An 18642-nucleotide genomic window follows, 5' to 3' on the forward strand; every position below is an offset into this window, starting at 1 on the left:
CTTTTGCCTCCCCTTCCCTTCTGCCTTCAGGCGCTTGCACCGAGATAGGCTTCGATCGCCTCCTGGCGGGCCGAATCCTCCTTCAGCTCCTCCCTGGTGCGCTGCCCCACCAGGCGCCCCGCGCGCAGGAAATGCACCTCGTCGCAAAGGCGCATGGTCATCGCCAAATTCTGCTCGACCAGCACGATAGCCAAGTCGCTCTCCTTGCGGATCGCGCTCAGCCGGTCGAACACCCGGCGCACCAGAAGCGGCGCCAGCCCGAGGGAGGGCTCGTCCAGGAGCAGCAGGCGCGGAGCCGCCATCAATCCCCGCCCGATCGCCAGCATCTGCTGCTCGCCGCCGCTCAACCGCCAGGCTGATCGCTCGGCCTTGTCGGCGATCTCCGGGAACAGGTCGAGCACCATGTCGATCCGCTGCCGCCGCCTGCTTCCGGAGAGATGATAGCCCCCCAGGACGAGGTTCTCGCGCACGGTCATGTTGCCGACGATCTCGCGCCCCTCCGGAACGTAGACGATGCCCTTGCGGACCCGCTCCCGGGCAGGCGCGGCCTCGACCGGCTCGCCTTCGAAGCGGATTTGGCCGCGCGCCGGAATAAGCCCCGCAATGGCCTTCATGATCGACGTCTTTCCCGCCCCGTTCGCACCGAGCAGTGCCACGACCGAGCCCGGCCCGACGGAGAAGGAGACCTTCTCCACCGCCTGCGCCGTCGCGCCATAGAAGACCGAGAGGTTGGATATGTTGAGCAGGTCAGTCATCGTCGCTGCCCAAATAGATCCGCACCACGTCGGGGTCGTTGCGGACCTCTTGCGGCGTGCCGCAGGCGACGAACTCGCCGAAATTCAGCACGTAGATCCGGTCGCATATGGACATGACGAGATCCATGTCGTGCTCCACGACCACCATGACGAGGCCGGGCGCGGCAAGGGCGCTGAGGCTAACCATCAGATCCCGCGTCTCGGCATTGTTGAGCCCTGCCGCGGGCTCGTCGAGCAGGAGGACCGAGGGTTTCCCGACAATGGCGCGGGCGATTTCAACCAGCCGCAGCATGCCGGGCGGCAGCTCGCCCGGCATCCTGTCGCCCACATCCGGCAAGCCCAGCTCGGCAAGAGCCGACCAAGCCGCCGACCGCATCTCCTCTCGCTCCGCCCGGCCTCGCGGCAGCGGCAGGAAAGCGTCCGGCCATCCGGAGTAGAAATTGCGCGCCACACCGATCATCACATTTTCCAGGACCGTCAGATCGGGGCTCAGCGCCACATGCTGGAAGCTGCGCACGATGCCCATACTCGCGCGCGCCGCAGGCGGCAGGCCGTCGAGGCTGTGCCCGGAATAGGTGATGGTTCCGGATTGGGGCGAATAGGCGCCGGTCAGGCAATTAAATAGGCTCGTCTTCCCCGCGCCGTTGGGGCCGATCAGCCCGGTGATTTCCCCCGCGCGGAATTGGACATCCAGCCCCTTCAGCACCTGGATGCCGCCGAATGAAAGGGAAATGCCTTTCCCTTCGAGCGCCGTCACTGCACCGTTCATCGCGCCGCCTCCTTCCGGTGGCCGGCGATCTCCCGAATGCGTGGCAGGTAATGGCCAATGAGGATCATGCCCAGAAGCGCCAGCCCATAGAGCACCGGTATCCAGGCACCCGAGGCCGACAGGAGCTGCGGCACCAGCGTCAGAAAGGCGCCACCCACCAGCGCACGAGGCAGTGTGAGGCCGTAGAAGCCGACCACCGAACCCACCAGCAGGAATATCGAGGACCAGAGCGTGAAGCCGCTGGGCGACACGGTCGAGCCGGCAAAGCCCAGCACGGCGCCATAGAGCGCGGCGATACCGCCGCTGATGCCCATCACGCTCACCCGCGCCCAGACGCGCGATGTCCCGAAAGCGTCCGCAGCAGCCGGATGCGACTTGGCCAGAAGCAGCGCCAGCCCCTGCCGCGACTGGCGCAGGCGCGCCAGCGCATAGGTGACGGCGACAAGGGCAAGCAAGGCGATGTAGTAACGCTGGTAGGACATGCTCACGCCCGGCAGGACCGGTTGAGAGACATAGAGCCCCTCATACCCGCCGGTCAGGCTATCCAGATTGTTGATGAGCTCCGGCATCGCCAGCGCCAGCGCCATGGTCGAAACGGCGAGATAGATGCCGGAAAGCCTTCGCGAGGGCCATGCGAAGAGCACCCCGGACGCAACGCCGAGCACCACCGCCAGAGGCAGACTCACCGGAAGGGAAAGCCCGTAACGCGTGTCCAGAATGGCGACGCAATAGGCTCCTATGGCGGCGAAGAAGGCGTGGCCGATGGAAACCTCCCCGCCATAGCGGACAAGCATGCTGACGGAGAGCACGCCGATCGCATTGGCAAAGCACACGCCCAGCGCAAACACCCACGAGCCGCCAACGAACCACGGCAGGCAGACCAGCACGGCGATGACTGCGTAGCCGAGCATCTCCGCCGGCGCGATCCCCTGAACCGGGTTGCGTAGACCAATCGAAGCGGTGCGGTCAGACACGGCTGCCTCCCACGCGCTCGAGAATGCCGTTCGGGAAGATGTTCAGCGCCACCAGGATGATCCCCAGGAGAAACGTGCTGCTGAACTCGGGCGACACGTAGAAGGTGAACAGGTTCATCAGGATGCCGATGAGGATGCCGCCGATGAGGCTGCCCGGGAGGCTGGCAAATCCGCCGATCACCGCGGCGGCGAAGGCTTGCAGCATGAACGCGGCCACCGTGGTCACGCTCAGGAAGGTAGTCGGCACGATCAGCAGCGCTCCAACGACGCCCAGAACCGCCGCCACGATCCAGGCGAAAAGATGCACCGAGCGCAGATTCAGCCCGCAAACCTCGGCGGCGAACGGGTTATCCGAGATGGCTCGAAAGGCGATGCCGAGCTTGGTGTGGTCGATGACGAAGAAGAGAGCGCCGATGGTGACGACCGCGACGGCGAGCACCGTCAGGTCGTAGCCCGTGACCAGCAGCCCCAGTACCGACAGGCTGAAGCGCGGCACCGGCAGGTCGAGGCCGACGATGTCGGCGCCGAAGATCAGCAGCGTCGCCCCCTGTGCGATCAGGCCGACGCCCAAAGTCGCTATCGTCGCCGTGAGGTCGTTCTCGAAGACCAGGGGCGAGATGATCGCGTAGGTCAGGAAGGCAATGGCGATCACGGCGACGACCGCCAGGAGCACGGCAGCGCCCCAGCTGAGCTCCAGCAGCACCCCGCTCGAAAAGCCGTATATGAGGAAGGCGGCAAAGCCCGCCACATTGCCGTGCGAGAAATTCACCACCCGCGAGCACTTGAAGATCATGACCAGCCCGAGCGCCCCAAGCGCATAGAGGCAGCCGGTGATCATTCCCGACCAGATCAGCGGGAAGAGATCGCGCGCCGCCGTGGCAAGAACATCCGGGAGGCTCATGAGGTCTCGGCTCCCCCGCCTTGTCCCATGACGCCATCCTCCACGAGCTTGATCACGCCCGGGAAGTAGCGCCCGCCCAGCCCGTGCTCGACCGCGGCGCTGTAATAGCGCCGTGCGGTCTCGGCTGCGGGCAGCGGAATGCCCGCCTCACCTGCCAGCTCGAAGACGTAGCCGATGTCCTTGAGCACATATTCGGGCGAGAAAGCCTTTTCCGGAAAGTTGCGCGGCAGCATGGCCTTGCGGCCGTGATTGCGCAGAACGAAACTGTCGCCCGATCCCTTGGACACCGCTTCGAGCAGCGTCTCCGGGGCAACGCCCGCCTTCTCGCCCAGAACCATCATCTCGGCCAAAGCCACTGTGTTGGCGAAAACGAGCATGTTGTTGACGAGCTTCAGCACCTGCCCCGCCCCTACCTCGCCGCCATGCGTGATGTCGGTGGCGATGTAGTCGAGCATCGGCCGGATACGCGCGTAAAGTGCGTCCGGCGCGCCCACCATGATCGCGAGCTCGCCGCTTTGGGCCGCCTCGCGCGTGCGCGCCACCGGCGCGTCGGCAAAGCCGATATCCTTCTGCGCAAGGATGCCGGCCATCTTGCGCGCCACGGCAACGGGCATGGTGGAGAGGTCGACCACCGCCGTCCCCGGCCGTGCATTCGTCAGAATCAGGCCGCAGACCATCTCGACCTGCGGTCCGCCGGGCAGCGACAGGAAGACGAGATCCGCCTCCGCCGCCAGCGCCTCGATGGAAGCGGCGGTCTCGGCTTTGGTATCGCGCAATGCCGCCAGCGCCTCACTCGAGAGGTCGAAGGCGATCACCCGCCCGGGGTGCTTCCTGGCCATGTTCCGGCACATGGGGCCGCCCATGACGCCGAGCCCGATGAATCCGATCGTCGCGTCCTTGCTCATGCCGCTCAATCCATCAACATGCCGCCGTTCACGTCGAGAACGGTTCCGGTGATCCAGTTGGACGCGGGTGAACAGAGAAAGAGGATCGCTTGGGCGATATCTTCCGGCTGCCCGAAGCGCCCGAGCGGCACGTTGCCATTGGGAGAAGGGGCGGCGCGCTGCGTCACCGTTTCCCACATGGGCGTTTCCACCGGCCCCGGCGCGATGACATTGGCAAAGACGCCGTGCGAGGCTCCCGCCTTGGCGACCCACTTCATCAGCCCGTGCACGGCCGACTTGGCAGCCACATAGGAGGGGCCGGACGCCACACCGCCGATCTTCGCCGCGATGGAACCGAGCGCCACGATTTTGCCCCCGCCCTGCTCGGCCATCACCGGAAAGACGGCACGGACGGGATTGACGACGCCCATCAGGTTGACATCGAGGATCGTGCGCCACTCTTCATTGGTGGATTGGGTCAGCGAGCGGTGGGAAATCGTCCCGGCACAAAGCACCAGCGCATCGATGCGGCCGTGCTCCCTGCGGATACCGCCCAGAAGTGCATCGGTTTCCTCCACCGAGGTCACGTCATAGCGACGGTAGACCACCTTGCCGGCGCTGAAGGTCGCCTCTTCCACGATGTCGGTGGCGATCACCGTTGCGCCTGCCTCCGCAAGCGCCAAAACCGTCGCCCTGCCGATGCCTCCCGCAGCACCCGTGACTATGGCGACCGATCCGTCGAGACGCGCCGGCGCGCTGACCGGAACAAGGCCCATTCGATTTCCTCCCGCGTTTTTCCTCTTCGTTCGACAGCATGGGCGCCCGCCGCATTTCTCGCAGCGGGCACACCGGCACCCCTCATTCGGCCATGGGCGCGTCGAAAACAACAGCGGGATAGGGCCTGAATTCCTGCACCAGCTCGAATTCCCCGTTCTTCACCTGGATGATACCTTCCTGGCGCGTGCCTCGATGATCACCCGGCTTGAAGGAGACACCCCGCGCTCCGCCCACCGAAACATTGTCCAGCGTCTCAAGCGCCGCGATGAGATTCTCGCGCGTCAATTCCTTGCCGCTTTTTAGTAGCGCTTCGAAGCCTTTGTGGAAAATCCCGGCATTGCTCCAGCCGTTCAGGCCGAACACGCCGATTGGATCCTCCGGGTAGTATTTCTTGATCGACTCGCGATAGGCAACGATCTCCGGATCGTCGCTCGAAACCGGTAGGAGCCAGGAGGAAAAATAAACCCCTTCCAGCAGATCGCCTGCAAGCTTTAGGGTCGACGGATCAGCCGTGAAGAACGGCGCGAACCATTTCACGTCCAGCCCCTGCAAGTCCGCCGCTTTCAGGGCGGCCGCAAGATTCGCGTTCGAGCCAAAGAGGATCACGGCCTCAGCACCGGCGTTGGCGACACGGCGGATATGCGGGCTGAAGCTCGTCGTCTTGACGTCGAACGGCACGGAGGCCGCGGGCTCGAGCCCGAGCTTCTTCATATAGGCATCGAAACCACGCTTGGCCGACTTGCCGAGCTCGTCATTTTCCCAGAGAAGGGCGATCTTCTTCAAGCCCAGCGTGTTGACCGCATAGTCCAGGTTGGAAGCCGCCGACCAGCCGTAATCCGGCAAAAGCGGAAAGACATTCGGCTCCACGAAAAAAGCGCTCGCTCCGCCGATGGGGCTGACCACGGGGAGGCCGACCTCACGCGCATAAGGCAGCACAGCCACATTGGTGGCGGTCCCCACGGATGCGGACAGCGCGAAAATGCCGTCATCCTCGACGAGCTGACGTGTCACCGCCACGCTGCGTGCGGGATCATAGCCGTCATCCTTGGTCACATACTTGACCGTCCAGCCGTCGATCCCGCCCTGCTCGTTGAGATTGCGGTAATACGCATCGGCGGCATGAGTGAGGATCGCGTAGAAGGGCACAGGGCCGGTTACCGGCGTAAAGGCGCCGATCGTTACCACTTTCTTCTCTTCATCGATCCCGACATCCGCGGCCCCGGCGGCCCCGGCCACACCCAGAGCAGCCGCCACAAGCGCAGCCCTGATCCCATATCCGACACGCGAAAGCATCTGCACTCCTCCCATCCGTCACATTGTTCTTGAATCGAGGATATGTGCGTATTTTAAGCCCGTCAATGCATAATGCATTAAATATCTACTCTCGAATCGCCAATGCCTCATCACCCAGGAATGATCCCCAAAGTCGCCCTCTTGAAAGCTGCTCAGTTAGGCGATAATGAGGTTCATGGGACAAAATAATGCATTATTCGCCATCTGGGGAAAAGTTGCGCACCGCCCTCTCCGCTGCACAGCATCAGGAATGCATCAAACGGGCCGGGAAGGCCATGGAGGAAACCATGAACCACGGCGTATTGTCCAACAGGACGGTGATCGAGCTGGGCAGCATGATTGCCGCGCCCTACGCCACACACATCCTGAACCAGCTCGGGGCGGACGTCATCAAGATCGAACCTCCGGCGGGCGAAACCACGCGCAAGCTCGTCCGGGGCGGCCCGAGCGGCAGCTATCTCGCCTTCAACCGCGGCAAGAAGAGCCTTTGCCTCGACCTGCAGACGGATGCGGGCCAGGAGATATTCCGCAAGCTGGTCGAGCGGGCCGACATCATCGTTCAAAACCTCTCCCCCTCTGCCGCCCGCAAGATGGGCCTCACTTACGAGGCCTGCAGGGCCCTCAATCGCGATATCGTTTTCTGCCATATCAAGGGCTACGGTCCCGGCCCACTGCAGGACGAGGTCGCCTCGAACCCCATTGCTGAAGCGGCGACCGGAGTAATGTACGCCAATCGTGTCGACGGTCGGCCATCCCGGCTCGGCCCTTCCTATCATGACCAATTCGCCGGCTGTTACGCGGTCATTGCAATCCTGTCCGCCCTCCTCGACAACGGCGGCGGCAAATGCCGTAACATCGAGTTCGGCCTGTACGAAACGGGCTTGCACATCGCTGCCCGCGATATCTTGGGCGTGCAGCTTAAATCACAGCTTCTCGGACGTCCGGAGCAGGAGCCGTCGGCCGAGTTCAGCATTCCCGGCTATGGCGCCTATGAAACGCAGGATGGCCGCTGGATCTATCTGGTCATGCTGAGCGACGAACACTGGCGCCGCTTCTGCCAGGCCACCAGCCTTCAGCCGGACCCGGAGCTTGCCAGCCTGCGCCAGAGACGCGCCGCGCGACCGCAGGTGGAAGAATTGGTCCGCACGGCCGTGCACAGCTACAAATACGATGCACTTGCGCAGAAATTGTCGACCCACGGCATCGGCTTCAGCGAAGTTCTCTCGCTGGACAGGGTGCTCGACGCCCCACAGGCACAGGTTCCTGGGAAGTGTTCCGACTTCCATTTCAGCGGATACAGGTTCCGCTCACCCGATCTGCCGTTCCCAGCTCACATCAAGGATCACGGCCTCGACGCGCCTCCACCCCTCCTGGGCGAACATACAAACGAGCTGCTGGCCGAGCTCGGGTACAGTGCAGACCAGATCGAGGCGCTGTCCGCCTCAAACATAGCTCTTCAGGCTGAAAAGAATACCGAACTGTGGGCCAAACCCCGCAGGACCGCAGCATCCGCAGGCTGAAATCGTGACAACGCGCACGCCAACCCCGCGGTTCACGCCGCGATCGTTTGTGTCCGGGTGCGCAACTCCGATACCGACATTCGTTGGTGTACCCCACAGGAGTTGGACCCGACGCTCGCGTCCGAGCGAATGGCTCGGCCCTCCAAGTCGCCATATAAATTTAGTTTCCAGTCGCGCTTGGTGCTGAAGACAATGTGGTAAAGGGGTATCGCTCGCTGCTCCCTTCCCCGGAAGTCGGGCAGCGGCCGTTTGGTCTTGCCTACGGTACTGCAGCAACTCACCTTCCGCCTTTGCGAGCATTGGCGCCCTGGCCATGCCGCAGGAGCCGCTCAAGGATGAACTCGACCAGTATGCAGCCGAACACAGCCGACTGTACGAACCCGTGGACACCGCGGCGCTGATCCCGCACATGCTGGAAGCCTTCGTCCGTTCGGATTGCGGTTGGCGCAGCCGTAAGGCGAAGGCCGGCCAGGCCGTGCTCGTCAACGAGGGGCGTCTCCAGCGAGCAGTACGACTTCGAGCATTGCCGAAGACGGTGGCTCCGCCTGAAGCTGTCCTAGTAGCGAACGTACCCCTACCGTATCAGGATCTCACGCAGGGCAACCGTTACGAGCATGAAACCTGCGACCGCCTCGATCGTACGCGTGAAGGCGGCAATGAGGCGGGGGCGCGTCTCTAGGAGCCGGGTCACCTCTTGACGGAAAAACACCACTGTCACCGCGACAAGGGATAGCGTCGCCGCCACGCCCGCCATCATGGCGAAGGTAAAGGCGATGCCGGCTTCGGGCACGCCGCGCGTGATCGCGAAGGTCATGACGAACAGCGTCAGCGGACACGGGATCAGTCCCGCCATGAAGCCGACGGCGGCTCCTTCCCCAACACCACGAACATGGTTCTCGCGCCTCGACGCCCGCCACAACATCCACAGGCCGATGACGCCGAGGAAGCCGCGGCTTAAATCCTCGAGCAATGGTGCCCGGCCGACGCTTCCGAGCGCGATTGACACAAGGGGAAGCGACAGCAGCGCGATCAGGACGGCCATGCTCACATGCGTGAAGGAGAGCGCCAGCGAAACGATCAGACTGCGGGTCATTCCCGTGGACGATCCCGCGAGGTAGGTGGCAAGCACCGATTTGCTGTGTCCGGGGGTTATGGCGTGGACGGCGCCGAACACGATGCCCATCGGCAGGAAAGCGGCGAGCGCGGTCCAGCTGCCGCCGCCGGCAAACGCGCCTATGCGGTCGGCGAACGTCAGATAGATCTCACGTTGGCCCTCAATGACCCATTGTAGCATATAGACCCAATCGTCACTCATTGTCGGTCATGGCTCGCTCGGCCATTGCGGATGGAGGTCGTCGATGACAAAGGCGTGAGCATGGCGACGCTCACCTCGCCGCGATCCTTCCGCCCAATGCGGATCGTCCTCGGCAAGGCCATGATGCCGGTGCTCGACCACTTCCGGTTCGGAAGCCGGCCACACGAGGGCCGCTACCACGAGGGCGGCGGCCGCGATCGCCGCGAGAATCAGGAACGTCGCGGTGAGCCCGACCGAGGCGCCGAGCCATCCTGCCAGGGGATAGGTGACGAGCCAGCAGACATGTGACAGCGCGAACTGTGCGGCGAACAAGGCGGGCCGGTCTTCGGGATGCGATGAGCGCCGCAGCAGCCGGCCCGAGGGAGTCTGGGCCGCCGAATAACCGAGACCGAGGACGAACCAGAGCGGCAGAAGGACCTGGTAACCCGAGACGGTGGCTCCCGCCACGAGACCAAGGATCATGAGGATGACGCCTGCCAGCATCGCCGCGCGATCGGATACGGCTTCGAGCAGCCTTGGCAGGGCGAGCGCGGCGACCATCGACCCGCCGCCGAACGCCGCCAGCGCCAGCGCGGTCGCTCGCTGCGACAGGCCGAACTCGCCTTGCACGATGACCACCGTGTTGACGATCGCCATCGCGCCGGCGGCAGCGACCGCCATATTGACCGCAAGCAGGCCACGCAACCTCGGTGTGGCGAGGTAGAACCGGGAGCCGCGCGTGGTTCGATCGTAGATGGCCCGTGGCGCGGACGCCCTCGGGCTGGGGAGCAGAACCGAGACGACCAGCGCCGCCGAGGCCAGGAAGCCGATCACGGTGCCGGCAAAAAGCGCATGGAAGCTCACCACCGTCAGCAGCACGGCGGCGAGCATCGGGCTGAGAAGGCTTTCCAGATCGTAGGCCAATCGCGACAGGGAGAGCGCCCGCGTGTAGTCCTTCTCCTGGGGCAGGACGTCCGGAATGGTTGCCTGGAAGGTCGGCGTGAAGCCCGCCGATGCCGACTGCAGCAGGAAAATCAGCACATAGACCTGCCAGACTTCCGTGACGAAGGGGAGAGCCACCGCCACCGCCGCGCGCACGAGGTCGAGGCTAACCAGCATGACGCGGCGGGGCAGCCGCTCGGCAAAGGCGGCGGCGACGGGCGCGACGCCGACATAGGCGATCATCTTGATCGCCAGCGCCGTTCCCAGCACCACGCCGGCCTCGCCGCCGGCCAGCTCGAATGCCAGAAGCCCGAGCGCGACCGTGGCGAGCCCGGTGCCGATCAGCGCGATTACCTGCGCGGCGAACAGATGACGGTAGGTGCGGTTTGCGAGAATGCCGAGCACTGGCTGACCTAAAGGTACTTCGTGATCTCCTTGAACTCCTCGATCGAGCGCTGCTGGCCGGCGGGCAAGGCCTGTGCGGCCTCGCCTAGGCAGTGATCAAGATGGTCTCGGATAAGCGTCTTCTTGGCTTGGCCTATAGCCTTCTCGACCGCGTGCAGCTGCTGGGCGAGCTCGAGGCAAGGCCGGCCGGCTTCGATCATGGCAACGACGCTGCGCAGATGGCCTTCGGCGCGCCTCAGGCGCTTGACGATGGCGGGATGGGAGGCATGGATCGTGTTGGTCATGCTTCCGGCCTATCCTCCCCCGGAGGATAGAGTCAAGCTCAGCTCCCGTGAACTGCGCCGCAGGCTTCGATGGCGGCGGCAGTGCTCAACTGCCGACCTACTTCCGCTCTTCCGGCGGCTTGATGTGCCTACCGTCCAAACGTGAAAGACGTGAAGGAGTCCGGATAATGCCGAGGTGCTTTGCCCGCGAAACCGGCCAAACCGCCGGGCCGGTGAAGCTGATCGGTCCAATGCTGGCACGTTTTATCGCCACCGACCGCGGATTCCTCAAGGCAAAGCGTGCCGTAGGCCTAGAAAGGTCATAGGCGCGCAACTGGCCTAACATCCCTCCTCGTCGGGCTCCGCGGGAACGGGGCTCGGGACGGAGACTCGACGCTCTCGAAAACTCTGCCCGGGCGCATCATGTGCAGGGGAGAACAATCGAGTTCTCTCCTCTAGGACATGGTGTTCTGCAGACTTCAGAATTCCAGCACGAGCGGCCGGTGGTCCGAAACTTCCGGCTCCACGACAACATCAAACCTGATCACGTCGACTGCCGAATTGACCAGCATGTAATCTGCATAACGCCCCGCCTTTTTGTAATGGGAGGTGCGGGTATCCACATGGTTCCGTGCCGTCACAAGATCCTTCAACCCCAGTCCGCCAAGCACCTCGAAGGTTAGGCTGCTGGGTTCCAGGTTGAAGTCTCCGCACGCGACGATTTGGTCGCCTTGCTCCGCAACATAGGAGATCAGATCTGCGAACCTGCGTGCTTGCGCGAGTCTCTCCGGGGTATCCATCTTGCCGTTCAGGTCCCGCAGCCCGTGCATGTGCGCAACCGTCACAGTCCTGGCCTTTCCCATATCCCATATGCGGACCGCATGAGCGTTGCGGGAGCGGGGATGCTCCCCAAAGCCATCGGACGAAAACGACTTATGAACGAACACTTGAGCCTGCCCGATGATCGGAAAGGACGCTCGGACAAAGGTCGCAAGTCCCCATTGCGACGGGATAGTCTCTTGGCCGTCCCACAGAACCCCTTGGGCCGCCGGACAGAAGCTCGCAACATGATCCGGCAGCGCTGCGGCAACCTCGCGAAAAAAATTTGCGCGCTGCGGCAACACGTGGGTGCCATCTCTATATTCCAGCCAGTCCCTGGATGCATCCGGTGTATGAACCACTTCCTGCAAGCACAAGACGTCCGGAGACTCAGCCCGGAGATAGGGTATCAGCCGATCGTGCAATGTGCCGCCCCAGCCATTGAGACACATGATCCGCACCTTCAATCCTCCATAGTGCCGCCTAGCGATATAGCCATTGAGAGACGAGCTTGGTGTATCGCGGCATGATCACGTAAATCATGAGAAAGACAATCGCGGCCGTTGCCAGAAGCGAGACGATGTATCTGTGGACTATAACGTCTAGCTGACCGGACACCCAGATGATGATTTCGGGTACGATCAACACAAGAGGATAGATAACGGACCACGTTATCAGGAACTGCTTCCAGCGCGTTGGAACCTTGATGGACGCACCTTGAGGCGTAAACCAGAAGTCTAGGCCACTCCTCACAACGTAGCGATCGTCGGCAGCTAACAACGGCTGCACCTTCGCAATCAGTTGCTCTCGCTCTGGCGAGTTCATCCATGCGAGCAGGTGATCGCGCGAGTCGAAGCGGATGAGGTGCGTATACTCTCGCGTAGCGCCGGGCACCGGGCGTATCACCTGTATTCCCAGGTGGCCCGGGTAGGACTTGCACGCCGGAATGATCTCCTCGAGCCACCTCTCGTAATCGGCTTCGCGTCCGGTGCGTACCCGATGAGAGATGACGACAGTCGCGCCGTCTTGAGTGTGGGTGGCAACGTCTGGGCGATCGCGCGTCATCGTTCTCTCCGCTTCTTGTGGTTTCCCGCGGTTGATTACTCAGGCTGGAGAGAACGGGTGACCAACGGGGGACAGCGCTCCTCTAGGACCCCGATGAAATTTCGCAACGCGGGGTTTTCATTGCGCGCCATCCAATAGGCGCAGAACCCAACTCGGGTTGAACCGTTGCCGTCGCGAATCTCGCAAAAGATCGTGCCTGGCGGCGTCGACCCCATGCACGACTCGCAGACGACCGTGACGCCGTGGCCAGCGCTGACCAAGCTCTTCAAGCTCTCCGCGTTGACATCCTGATGATCAATGTCGAGCGACTCTCCCGGCGCGATCAGCTTCGCAATCAGAATAGCCTCGATCTCGGGACCTGGATCGCGCGTGCTCAGGACGAAACGCTCGCGCTTCAAGTCAGCCCAGCTGAGCACGTCCTTTGTCGCGAGCGGATGGGCGTCAGGAAGGGCAATCAGTATCCGCTCGCTCCAGAGCGCCATTGACCGGCAAGCTTCTGCCGTTGGCTCTCCGGTAACGATTGCGATGTCTATCGTACCCTTCCTGAGGCCAGCGCACAGGCGAGCACGCTCATCCTCGATCGCGCCGATCCGGACCTGCGGAAACCTACGCGAATAGTCGATAAGCACATTGCGAAGGTTGCCAGCTGAAAGTGAGGTATAGAAGCCGATACGGAGCTGTCCGGCGGCACCCCGTGCCACAGCTTCCGAGGCGCCAACAATCGTCTGAACGTCATCGAGCACGCGGCGCGCGCCTTCGAGAAAGCCGCGACCGGCCGATGTTGGCAGCACCCCTCCGTTTGTCCGCTCGAACACTCGATAGCCAAGGCGCTCCTCGAGGTCGCGGATACGCCGGCTCAAGTTTGACTGCTTGAGCCCAAGAGCGTCGGCGGCTTTACGAAAGCTGCCGAATTGCGCCGCCGCATCGGCATAGCGGAAATGCTTCAGTTCAAGTTGCACCTTCGCGTCACCGCATAGTCATTACTCGCCTGGTCAGTCCCTAGTCAGCGCTCCGTGCATAGCCGGTGACGAGCGAGGATCTCGAAACGTGACATCGGTGGAGAGTTCTTTCGAGCGGCTAGCCGGACACGGGCTTAACGCATCTCAACCGCCCTGATCTTTGCAGTCAGCCATCGAGCACCCGGCGATCGCCTGCTCAAGCACATCCGTTGCCCGGCGGCATGCGCGGTTCAGATCTCCGCTTCCAGAATGTCGCCCGCACCGGAAAATGCCAACGGGAGATTGGCGAATGGGCGAACGGGTTTGATGAGTGGGCAACGGGGCTTACGCCTTGATCGAGCCCGGCGCGGCGGTAGACTTCTCCAAATGGAAATCGAGGGTTGGAACGGAGAGACGCTGAGCGTGAGCTGGTGGGCGCGTGCGCTCAGCTTCGGCGCACTTGCGGGGGTCTTCCTTGGCATCATTGGACCGTTTGGTACCTATCCCAATCCGTTGGCTCTCCGCGTGGTCCACCAATGCATCATCATGCTCGCTGGGACAGTTCTCGCTGGCTCGCTGATCCCCCTCCAGCTGCGGCTCGGCTTGCGCATGGGTCTACCGAGACCGTTCGTCCTGTCGGTTGCCATCATTGCAACCGCCGCACCAATTGCGTTCGTTGCATTTTCGGTGTCGTCCTGGTTCTGGGGGAACCGCGTGGCAGGCGTCCGACCCGACGAGTGGTATTCCAATGCACTTTTGATCCTGACGACGACGCTCGTGCTTTGGTTCATTCTGGAGACAGCACGCCGTGCATGGTTTGCCGTGCCGATCGAAGACCCGCCACCACTGGCCGCCGCCGCCACAGCCAGGCCGTTCAACGGAGAGGTGTTGTGTCTTCAGATGGAGGACAACTATGTGCGCGTGCACAGAGACAATGGCTCACATCTTGAGCTCATGCCGCTCCGCGATGCGATTCGGAAATTCGGCCAGCCTGGTGGGCTTCAAGTTCATCGCAGCTATTGGGTTGCCGCGGGAGCAGTCGACGCTGTGGAGCGCAATGGTCGCAACCTATGCCTCCATTTGAAGAACGGAATTATTGTTCCAGTGGCGCGCAACAGAGTCGCGCATTTACGTGCGCAGGCCTGGATAGGCAACGATAGCCCTTGAGTGCTGCGCTACCTCCAGCTATCCGATCACCAGAGACAGAACCAACATCATGACCCAAAGCAAATTGCTACGAATGGACAATGTCGGCATCGTGGTGGAATCCCTCGATGACGCCGTCTCCTTTTTCACCGAGCTTGGCCTGACGCTCGAGGGGCGAGGCATGGTTGAAGGAGAATGGGCTGGACGCATTACTGGACTGGGTAATCAGCGCGTCGAGATCGCCATGATGGTCACTCCCGACGGCCATAGCCGCCTCGAGCTCTCGCGGTTTCTCGCCCCGTCCGTAGTCGCCGATCACCGGAACGCCCCGGTGAACGCGCTCGGCTACCTGCGTGCTATGTTCACCGTGAGCGACATCGACGAAACGCTCGACAGACTCCGCAAGCACGGTGCGCAGCTCGTCGGCGAAGTGGTTCAGTACGAGGACTCGTATCGGCTCTGCTACATCCGCGGCCCTGAAGGACTTCTCATCGGACTGGCAGAACCACTCGGTAGCAATCGATAACGGTTACCCTTGACGATCGAGCGCGGGCCTCACAACGCCGATCGTTACCGGCGATGGAGAGCATAGCCGAAAGGTTATCCGATCCGAAGCGGCGTGCTAGTCAGTGAAATCTCTCCAAAGCCTATAATCTGGAGCTGCGGCATGGGGGCTCTAAGCACGTCTGGGGGAACGGCGATCTCGTTGCCGCCATTATGCTCATCAACGCAGGAGGGACTGTGACGCGGGAGCGCCCGGTCAAATATTTGGTGCGCGCAACGACCTGCTTGGAACGCTCGCACGATGGATGGTCCATCAGCACGAGCATATCTCGCTGCGCGTAGACCTGCAAAAGCGGCCGAGCGGATATGGACACGCCCCTAAAGCGGCGAACACTCGGCGGCCGTGCGTTTTGAGCGAAGGAGGCGACGATGCCGGAAACGAATAGCGCCTGGTCTCTGGGCTTCACCACACTCGAACGTGAAGTCGACCGGCTGCCGCTTGAGGTCGCAGGTGCGTTGCCGCCATGGCTCACCGGGAGCCTGCTTCGGACCGGTCCTGCAAAATTCGAGGTCGGGAGCGATGCATATGCCCACTGGTTCGACGGACTCGCAATGCTCCACGCATTCGACTTCAGCGGCGGCGCTGTACATTACACGAACAGGTTCCTCCACTCGAAAAGCTACCGCGAGGCTGCACGGAAGGGCCGCATTTCGCGCGGCGAGTTCATGACCGATCCATGCCGCACCATCTTCGGCCGCGTCATGGCGATCTTCGACCGTAAACCGACGGATAACGCCAACGTCAACGTCATGCAGCTCGCTAACCAAATCGTGGCGATGACCGAGACGCCAATGCCGATCTGCTTCGATCCGCTCACGCTCGAGACGCGCGGTCGACTCGACTTCAGCCCGTCGATCAAAGGTCAGATCTCAACGGCCCATCCGCACAACGACGGCGAGCGTAGCTACTCCTACATTATCGAAATTGGGCGCCGGAGCGTCTACCGCGTATTCGCCGACGAGAGCGGTACGCAACGCATCCTAGCCGAGCTTCCCGTCGACCAGCCGAGCTACATGCATTCGTTCGGCATGTCAGAGCGCTATCTCGTGCTTACGGAGTTTCCGCTGCGGGTGAACCCGCTCAGGCTCGCGTTCTCGGGCAAACCCTTCATCACGAACTATCGGTGGCGTCCCAGCCTCGGCACGCAGTTCACGGTGATTGACAAGGCAAGCGGCGCGGTCGTGGCGCGCGCCAGGGCAGCGCCGTGCTTCAGCTTCCATCATGTCAATGCATACGAGGCAAACGGAGCGCTGCTGATCGATCTGCTCGCCTATCCTGATGCGCAGATCATCGAAGACCTCCGCCTCGATCGATTGCGCTCGGGCGCAGCTGTCAACGCGACGTCGACCCTGACGCGATTTCGGATCCCGCTCCGCAGCACGAGAGCGGAAGCAGTGGAGATCGAGCATGAGCCGCTCTGCGATACGCGCATTGAGCTGCCGCGCATCGATTACTCACGCCGTGCAGGCAAGCCACATCGCTGCGTCTGGGGAGTTGCGCAAAGCGCGACGGAACGCTTTCTCGACACCATCACCAAAATCGAACTTTCGGCGGCCGAGCCGGCGACAGTAAAGCGGTGGGCGCGACCGGGAGCCTTCCCAGGCGAAGCTGTCTTCGTTGCGCGTCCGTTCGGCATGGAGGAAGATGATGGCGTGCTCCTGTCCGTTGTCCTCGATGTTGACGCACGCACTTCCTTCTTACTCGTGCTGAACGCCGCAACGCTAGATGAACTCGCCCGGGCATGGGTCCCACATCACATACCGTTCGGCTTCCACGGCAGCTACTTTTCCAACTTGCCAAATTAGTCGCCTGTAAGCGCTGCACGGCGGTCTAAACCAGGCCAGTCCAGGGCTCCTTTCTTCCTAATCGCGCGGTTGGACACGCGACCATGTCGCGCCGCGGAGTCGTCATCCTTCGTCGATCCACCGGCATCTTCAACGCGCTCGAAGCTATCGCCGGGCCTGCTCATACGCCTGGCTCAGAAGATCGCGACATTTGGCATAGCACCGATCGGGGCTGATCGCGCACACCCAGTGCATGCGTCCGTAGACCGGATGCGGGAGGAGCGTGTCGCGAGCCGAGTAGTCGATATCGGCAGCTTCGAGAGCCTTGCGCGACGCATAAGAGGGAAACAGCGCCGCAAAGGCATCGCGGTTGAGACCAATGTTCAATCGGAATGCCCCATCGATATCGAGCCGCGAGAAGCTGTCGAATTCGGTGTCTCGCGTGACGATGGTGGCGAAAGGCATGCGCCGCTCTTCGCCGCGGAAGAAGAAGAGATCGGGCGTCGTGGCGTCGACGTGGACGTCCGAGCCCATGGAAGCGATGTCGTGCCTGATGGCATCGAGTGACGGTGGCATACGGATACTCCCCATTAGCCAAACTTGGCTAATGGTCCTATAGCATTTAGCCAAGTTTGGCTATAGAGGTTTTGCTGCGCAGAAAATGGGGAATTCGGTGAGCGTGGTACGCCTCCTCGTTCTAGGGACAATTCGGCACCTGGGCACCGCGCATGGCTATGCGGTGCGTCAGCAGCTGGAGGACTGGCGCGTCGAGACGTGGACGACTGTGAGATCGGGCTCGGTCTACCACGCCATTGGGCAGCTCCAAAAGGAAGGCAAACTCCGGGCTGTCGGCAGCGAAGCCGGGGCGCGAGGCGCAGACCGCGTGGCCTTTTCCTTGACCCGTAACGGCGAAACCGAATTCTTCTCTCTCCTTGAGGATGCACTGGGCAGCTTCGAGCTGACACATTTGAGCGCCGGCGTGGCTTTCCTCAGCCAATTGCCCGTGGAGCGCTCGCAGGCGCTCCTCTCCGAATTGCGCGACAAGCTGCGTGCGAACCGCGACTTTCTTAGCCGTCTTGCAGCCGAGGCGCCGAAAGACGGAGCCGTTCCCAACACGGGCGACCTCCTCGACCTTTGGATCAACTATCTCGATGCAATCGCGAACTCGGTCGAGCGGCTTGTCCAAACATTGTCATCTGGACCTGCGACAGCGGCTGAACCGAGATCGCAAAAGGAATCACAGAAGGCAAATCAAAGCTCTTCTCGCGGCCGGCAAAAGCGCTGATGAGCTCTCACGAATTATGATCCCTTGCCGCCTCAAGTGCATTGAGCAGAGCCGTAGATTCGGCGCGGAGGTATTCGATGGGATCGGGCAGGTCGAACTGCGTCGCCGCGAGGTGTACGATGCCGGTAATCTTATGGCGCCTGCCGATGTCGAGGAAGGCGGCGCGGTCGGCGAGATCCAAAGGCTCGACGACAACGTGGCTGCCGTCTTCCTGCCCATTAGCTTTGCCATGGGTTTCTCCTTTCGAAGCGGGATTGAGCTAG

The 18642-nt window shown here is 62.3% G+C and carries 22 protein-coding genes; 7 read left to right on the forward strand and 15 right to left on the reverse strand.

The annotated features are described in order from the left end of the window. Positions 1–26: 26 nt before the first annotated feature. From E4P09_RS10680 to E4P09_RS10710, 7 genes are all read right to left on the reverse strand, one after another. Positions 27–755, reverse strand: a complete 729-nt coding sequence (locus tag E4P09_RS10680) for an ABC transporter ATP-binding protein (protein WP_137389595.1) — start codon at positions 753–755, stop codon at positions 27–29. Further along, complete coding sequence (locus E4P09_RS10685; protein WP_137389596.1) at positions 748–1524, reverse strand: ABC transporter ATP-binding protein; 777 nt, start codon at positions 1522–1524, stop codon at positions 748–750. The genes E4P09_RS10680 and E4P09_RS10685 overlap by 8 nt, the downstream gene beginning before the upstream one ends. After that, entirely contained in the window at positions 1521–2498 is a 978-nt protein-coding gene (locus E4P09_RS10690) for a branched-chain amino acid ABC transporter permease (RefSeq protein WP_239025126.1), read from the reverse strand. Before E4P09_RS10690 ends, E4P09_RS10685 begins: the two co-directional genes overlap by 4 nt. After that, on the reverse strand, positions 2491–3399 hold the full coding sequence (locus E4P09_RS10695) for a branched-chain amino acid ABC transporter permease (protein WP_137389597.1): 909 nt from the start codon (positions 3397–3399) through the stop codon (positions 2491–2493). Before E4P09_RS10695 ends, E4P09_RS10690 begins: the two co-directional genes overlap by 8 nt. After that, the gene (locus E4P09_RS10700) at positions 3396–4304 is read right to left on the reverse strand and encodes an NAD(P)-dependent oxidoreductase (protein WP_137389598.1); all 909 of its coding nucleotides are present in this window, start codon (positions 4302–4304) and stop codon (positions 3396–3398) included. Before E4P09_RS10700 ends, E4P09_RS10695 begins: the two co-directional genes overlap by 4 nt. 5 nt (positions 4305–4309) lie before the next feature. Beyond that, positions 4310–5059, reverse strand: a complete 750-nt coding sequence (locus tag E4P09_RS10705; RefSeq protein ID WP_137389599.1) for an SDR family NAD(P)-dependent oxidoreductase — start codon at positions 5057–5059, stop codon at positions 4310–4312. Positions 5060–5141: 82 nt separating this feature from the next. Then, positions 5142–6353: an ABC transporter substrate-binding protein gene (locus E4P09_RS10710; protein ID WP_137389600.1), complete on the reverse strand. Its 1212-nt coding sequence runs from the start codon at positions 6351–6353 to the stop codon at positions 5142–5144. A gap of 188 nt (positions 6354–6541) precedes the next feature. Between E4P09_RS10710 and E4P09_RS10715 the strand changes: the two genes are divergently transcribed. Then, positions 6542–7873 carry a CaiB/BaiF CoA transferase family protein gene (locus tag E4P09_RS10715; RefSeq protein ID WP_239025127.1) on the forward strand — a complete coding sequence of 444 codons (1332 nt, stop codon included), beginning with the start codon at positions 6542–6544 and terminating at the stop codon, positions 7871–7873. 313 nt (positions 7874–8186) lie between these two features. Next, positions 8187–8552, forward strand: a complete 366-nt coding sequence (locus E4P09_RS26875) for a DUF2274 domain-containing protein (protein ID WP_137389601.1) — start codon at positions 8187–8189, stop codon at positions 8550–8552. Here E4P09_RS26875 and E4P09_RS10725 read toward each other — a convergent pair. Genes E4P09_RS10725 through E4P09_RS10735 form a run of 3 tightly spaced genes read right to left on the reverse strand, consistent with a single transcriptional unit; the run spans position 8448 to position 10798 of the window. Continuing rightward, positions 8448–9167 (reverse strand): nickel/cobalt transporter, encoded by a 720-nt coding sequence (locus E4P09_RS10725; RefSeq protein ID WP_137390266.1) that lies wholly within the window; start codon positions 9165–9167, stop codon positions 8448–8450. The two genes, E4P09_RS26875 and E4P09_RS10725, sit on opposite strands and share 105 nt — an antisense overlap. A gap of 27 nt (positions 9168–9194) precedes the next feature. Next, a complete protein-coding gene (locus E4P09_RS10730) occupies positions 9195–10514 on the reverse strand; it encodes an MFS transporter (protein WP_137389602.1) in 1320 nt (439 codons plus the stop codon). A gap of 8 nt (positions 10515–10522) precedes the next feature. Next, the gene (locus E4P09_RS10735; RefSeq protein WP_137389603.1) at positions 10523–10798 is read right to left on the reverse strand and encodes a metal-sensing transcriptional repressor; all 276 of its coding nucleotides are present in this window, start codon (positions 10796–10798) and stop codon (positions 10523–10525) included. A 167-nt stretch (positions 10799–10965) separates the two neighbouring features. Here E4P09_RS10735 and E4P09_RS10740 point away from each other — a divergent pair, with 167 nt between their 5' ends. Continuing rightward, positions 10966–11103 (forward strand): DUF2274 domain-containing protein, encoded by a 138-nt coding sequence (locus tag E4P09_RS10740; RefSeq protein ID WP_428977704.1) that lies wholly within the window; start codon positions 10966–10968, stop codon positions 11101–11103. Positions 11104–11256: 153 nt separating this feature from the next. Here E4P09_RS10740 and E4P09_RS10745 read toward each other — a convergent pair whose 3' ends face one another. Genes E4P09_RS10745 through E4P09_RS10755 form a run of 3 tightly spaced genes read right to left on the reverse strand, consistent with a single transcriptional unit; the run spans position 11257 to position 13620 of the window. Beyond that, the gene (locus tag E4P09_RS10745) at positions 11257–12057 is read right to left on the reverse strand and encodes an endonuclease/exonuclease/phosphatase family protein (protein WP_137390268.1); all 801 of its coding nucleotides are present in this window, start codon (positions 12055–12057) and stop codon (positions 11257–11259) included. 22 nt (positions 12058–12079) lie between these two features. Next, entirely contained in the window at positions 12080–12661 is a 582-nt protein-coding gene (locus E4P09_RS10750; RefSeq protein WP_137389604.1) for an antibiotic biosynthesis monooxygenase, read from the reverse strand. Between the two features lie 35 nt (positions 12662–12696). Continuing rightward, positions 12697–13620 (reverse strand): LysR family transcriptional regulator, encoded by a 924-nt coding sequence (locus tag E4P09_RS10755; protein WP_137389605.1) that lies wholly within the window; start codon positions 13618–13620, stop codon positions 12697–12699. Positions 13621–13986: 366 nt separating this feature from the next. On the opposite strand from E4P09_RS10755, the gene E4P09_RS10760 reads away from it, so the two are divergent. The 3 genes from E4P09_RS10760 to E4P09_RS10770 all read left to right on the forward strand — a co-directional run bounded on the left by E4P09_RS10760 (position 13987) and on the right by E4P09_RS10770 (position 17115). Then, positions 13987–14766: a LytTR family DNA-binding domain-containing protein gene (locus tag E4P09_RS10760; RefSeq protein WP_170984359.1), complete on the forward strand. Its 780-nt coding sequence runs from the start codon at positions 13987–13989 to the stop codon at positions 14764–14766. A 49-nt stretch (positions 14767–14815) separates the two neighbouring features. After that, entirely contained in the window at positions 14816–15271 is a 456-nt protein-coding gene (locus E4P09_RS10765) for a VOC family protein (RefSeq protein ID WP_137389607.1), read from the forward strand. 407 nt (positions 15272–15678) lie between these two features. Continuing rightward, complete coding sequence (locus tag E4P09_RS10770; RefSeq protein WP_137389608.1) at positions 15679–17115, forward strand: carotenoid oxygenase family protein; 1437 nt, start codon at positions 15679–15681, stop codon at positions 17113–17115. Between the two features lie 144 nt (positions 17116–17259). Here the strand turns inward: E4P09_RS10770 and E4P09_RS10775 are convergent, their stop codons facing one another. Further along, entirely contained in the window at positions 17260–17670 is a 411-nt protein-coding gene (locus E4P09_RS10775; protein ID WP_137389609.1) for a DUF6194 family protein, read from the reverse strand. A gap of 97 nt (positions 17671–17767) precedes the next feature. Here E4P09_RS10775 and E4P09_RS10780 point away from each other — a divergent pair, with 97 nt between their 5' ends. Next, a complete protein-coding gene (locus E4P09_RS10780; RefSeq protein ID WP_170984360.1) occupies positions 17768–18379 on the forward strand; it encodes a PadR family transcriptional regulator in 612 nt (203 codons plus the stop codon). A 7-nt stretch (positions 18380–18386) separates the two neighbouring features. Here E4P09_RS10780 and E4P09_RS25905 read toward each other — a convergent pair whose 3' ends face one another. Then, entirely contained in the window at positions 18387–18560 is a 174-nt protein-coding gene (locus tag E4P09_RS25905) for a hypothetical protein (RefSeq protein ID WP_170984361.1), read from the reverse strand. Positions 18561–18642: the final 82 nt, after the last annotated feature.

Origin of the sequence: Rhodoligotrophos defluvii (assembly GCF_005281615.1) — a bacterium.
GTDB lineage: Bacteria > Pseudomonadota > Alphaproteobacteria > Rhizobiales > Im1 > Rhodoligotrophos > Rhodoligotrophos defluvii.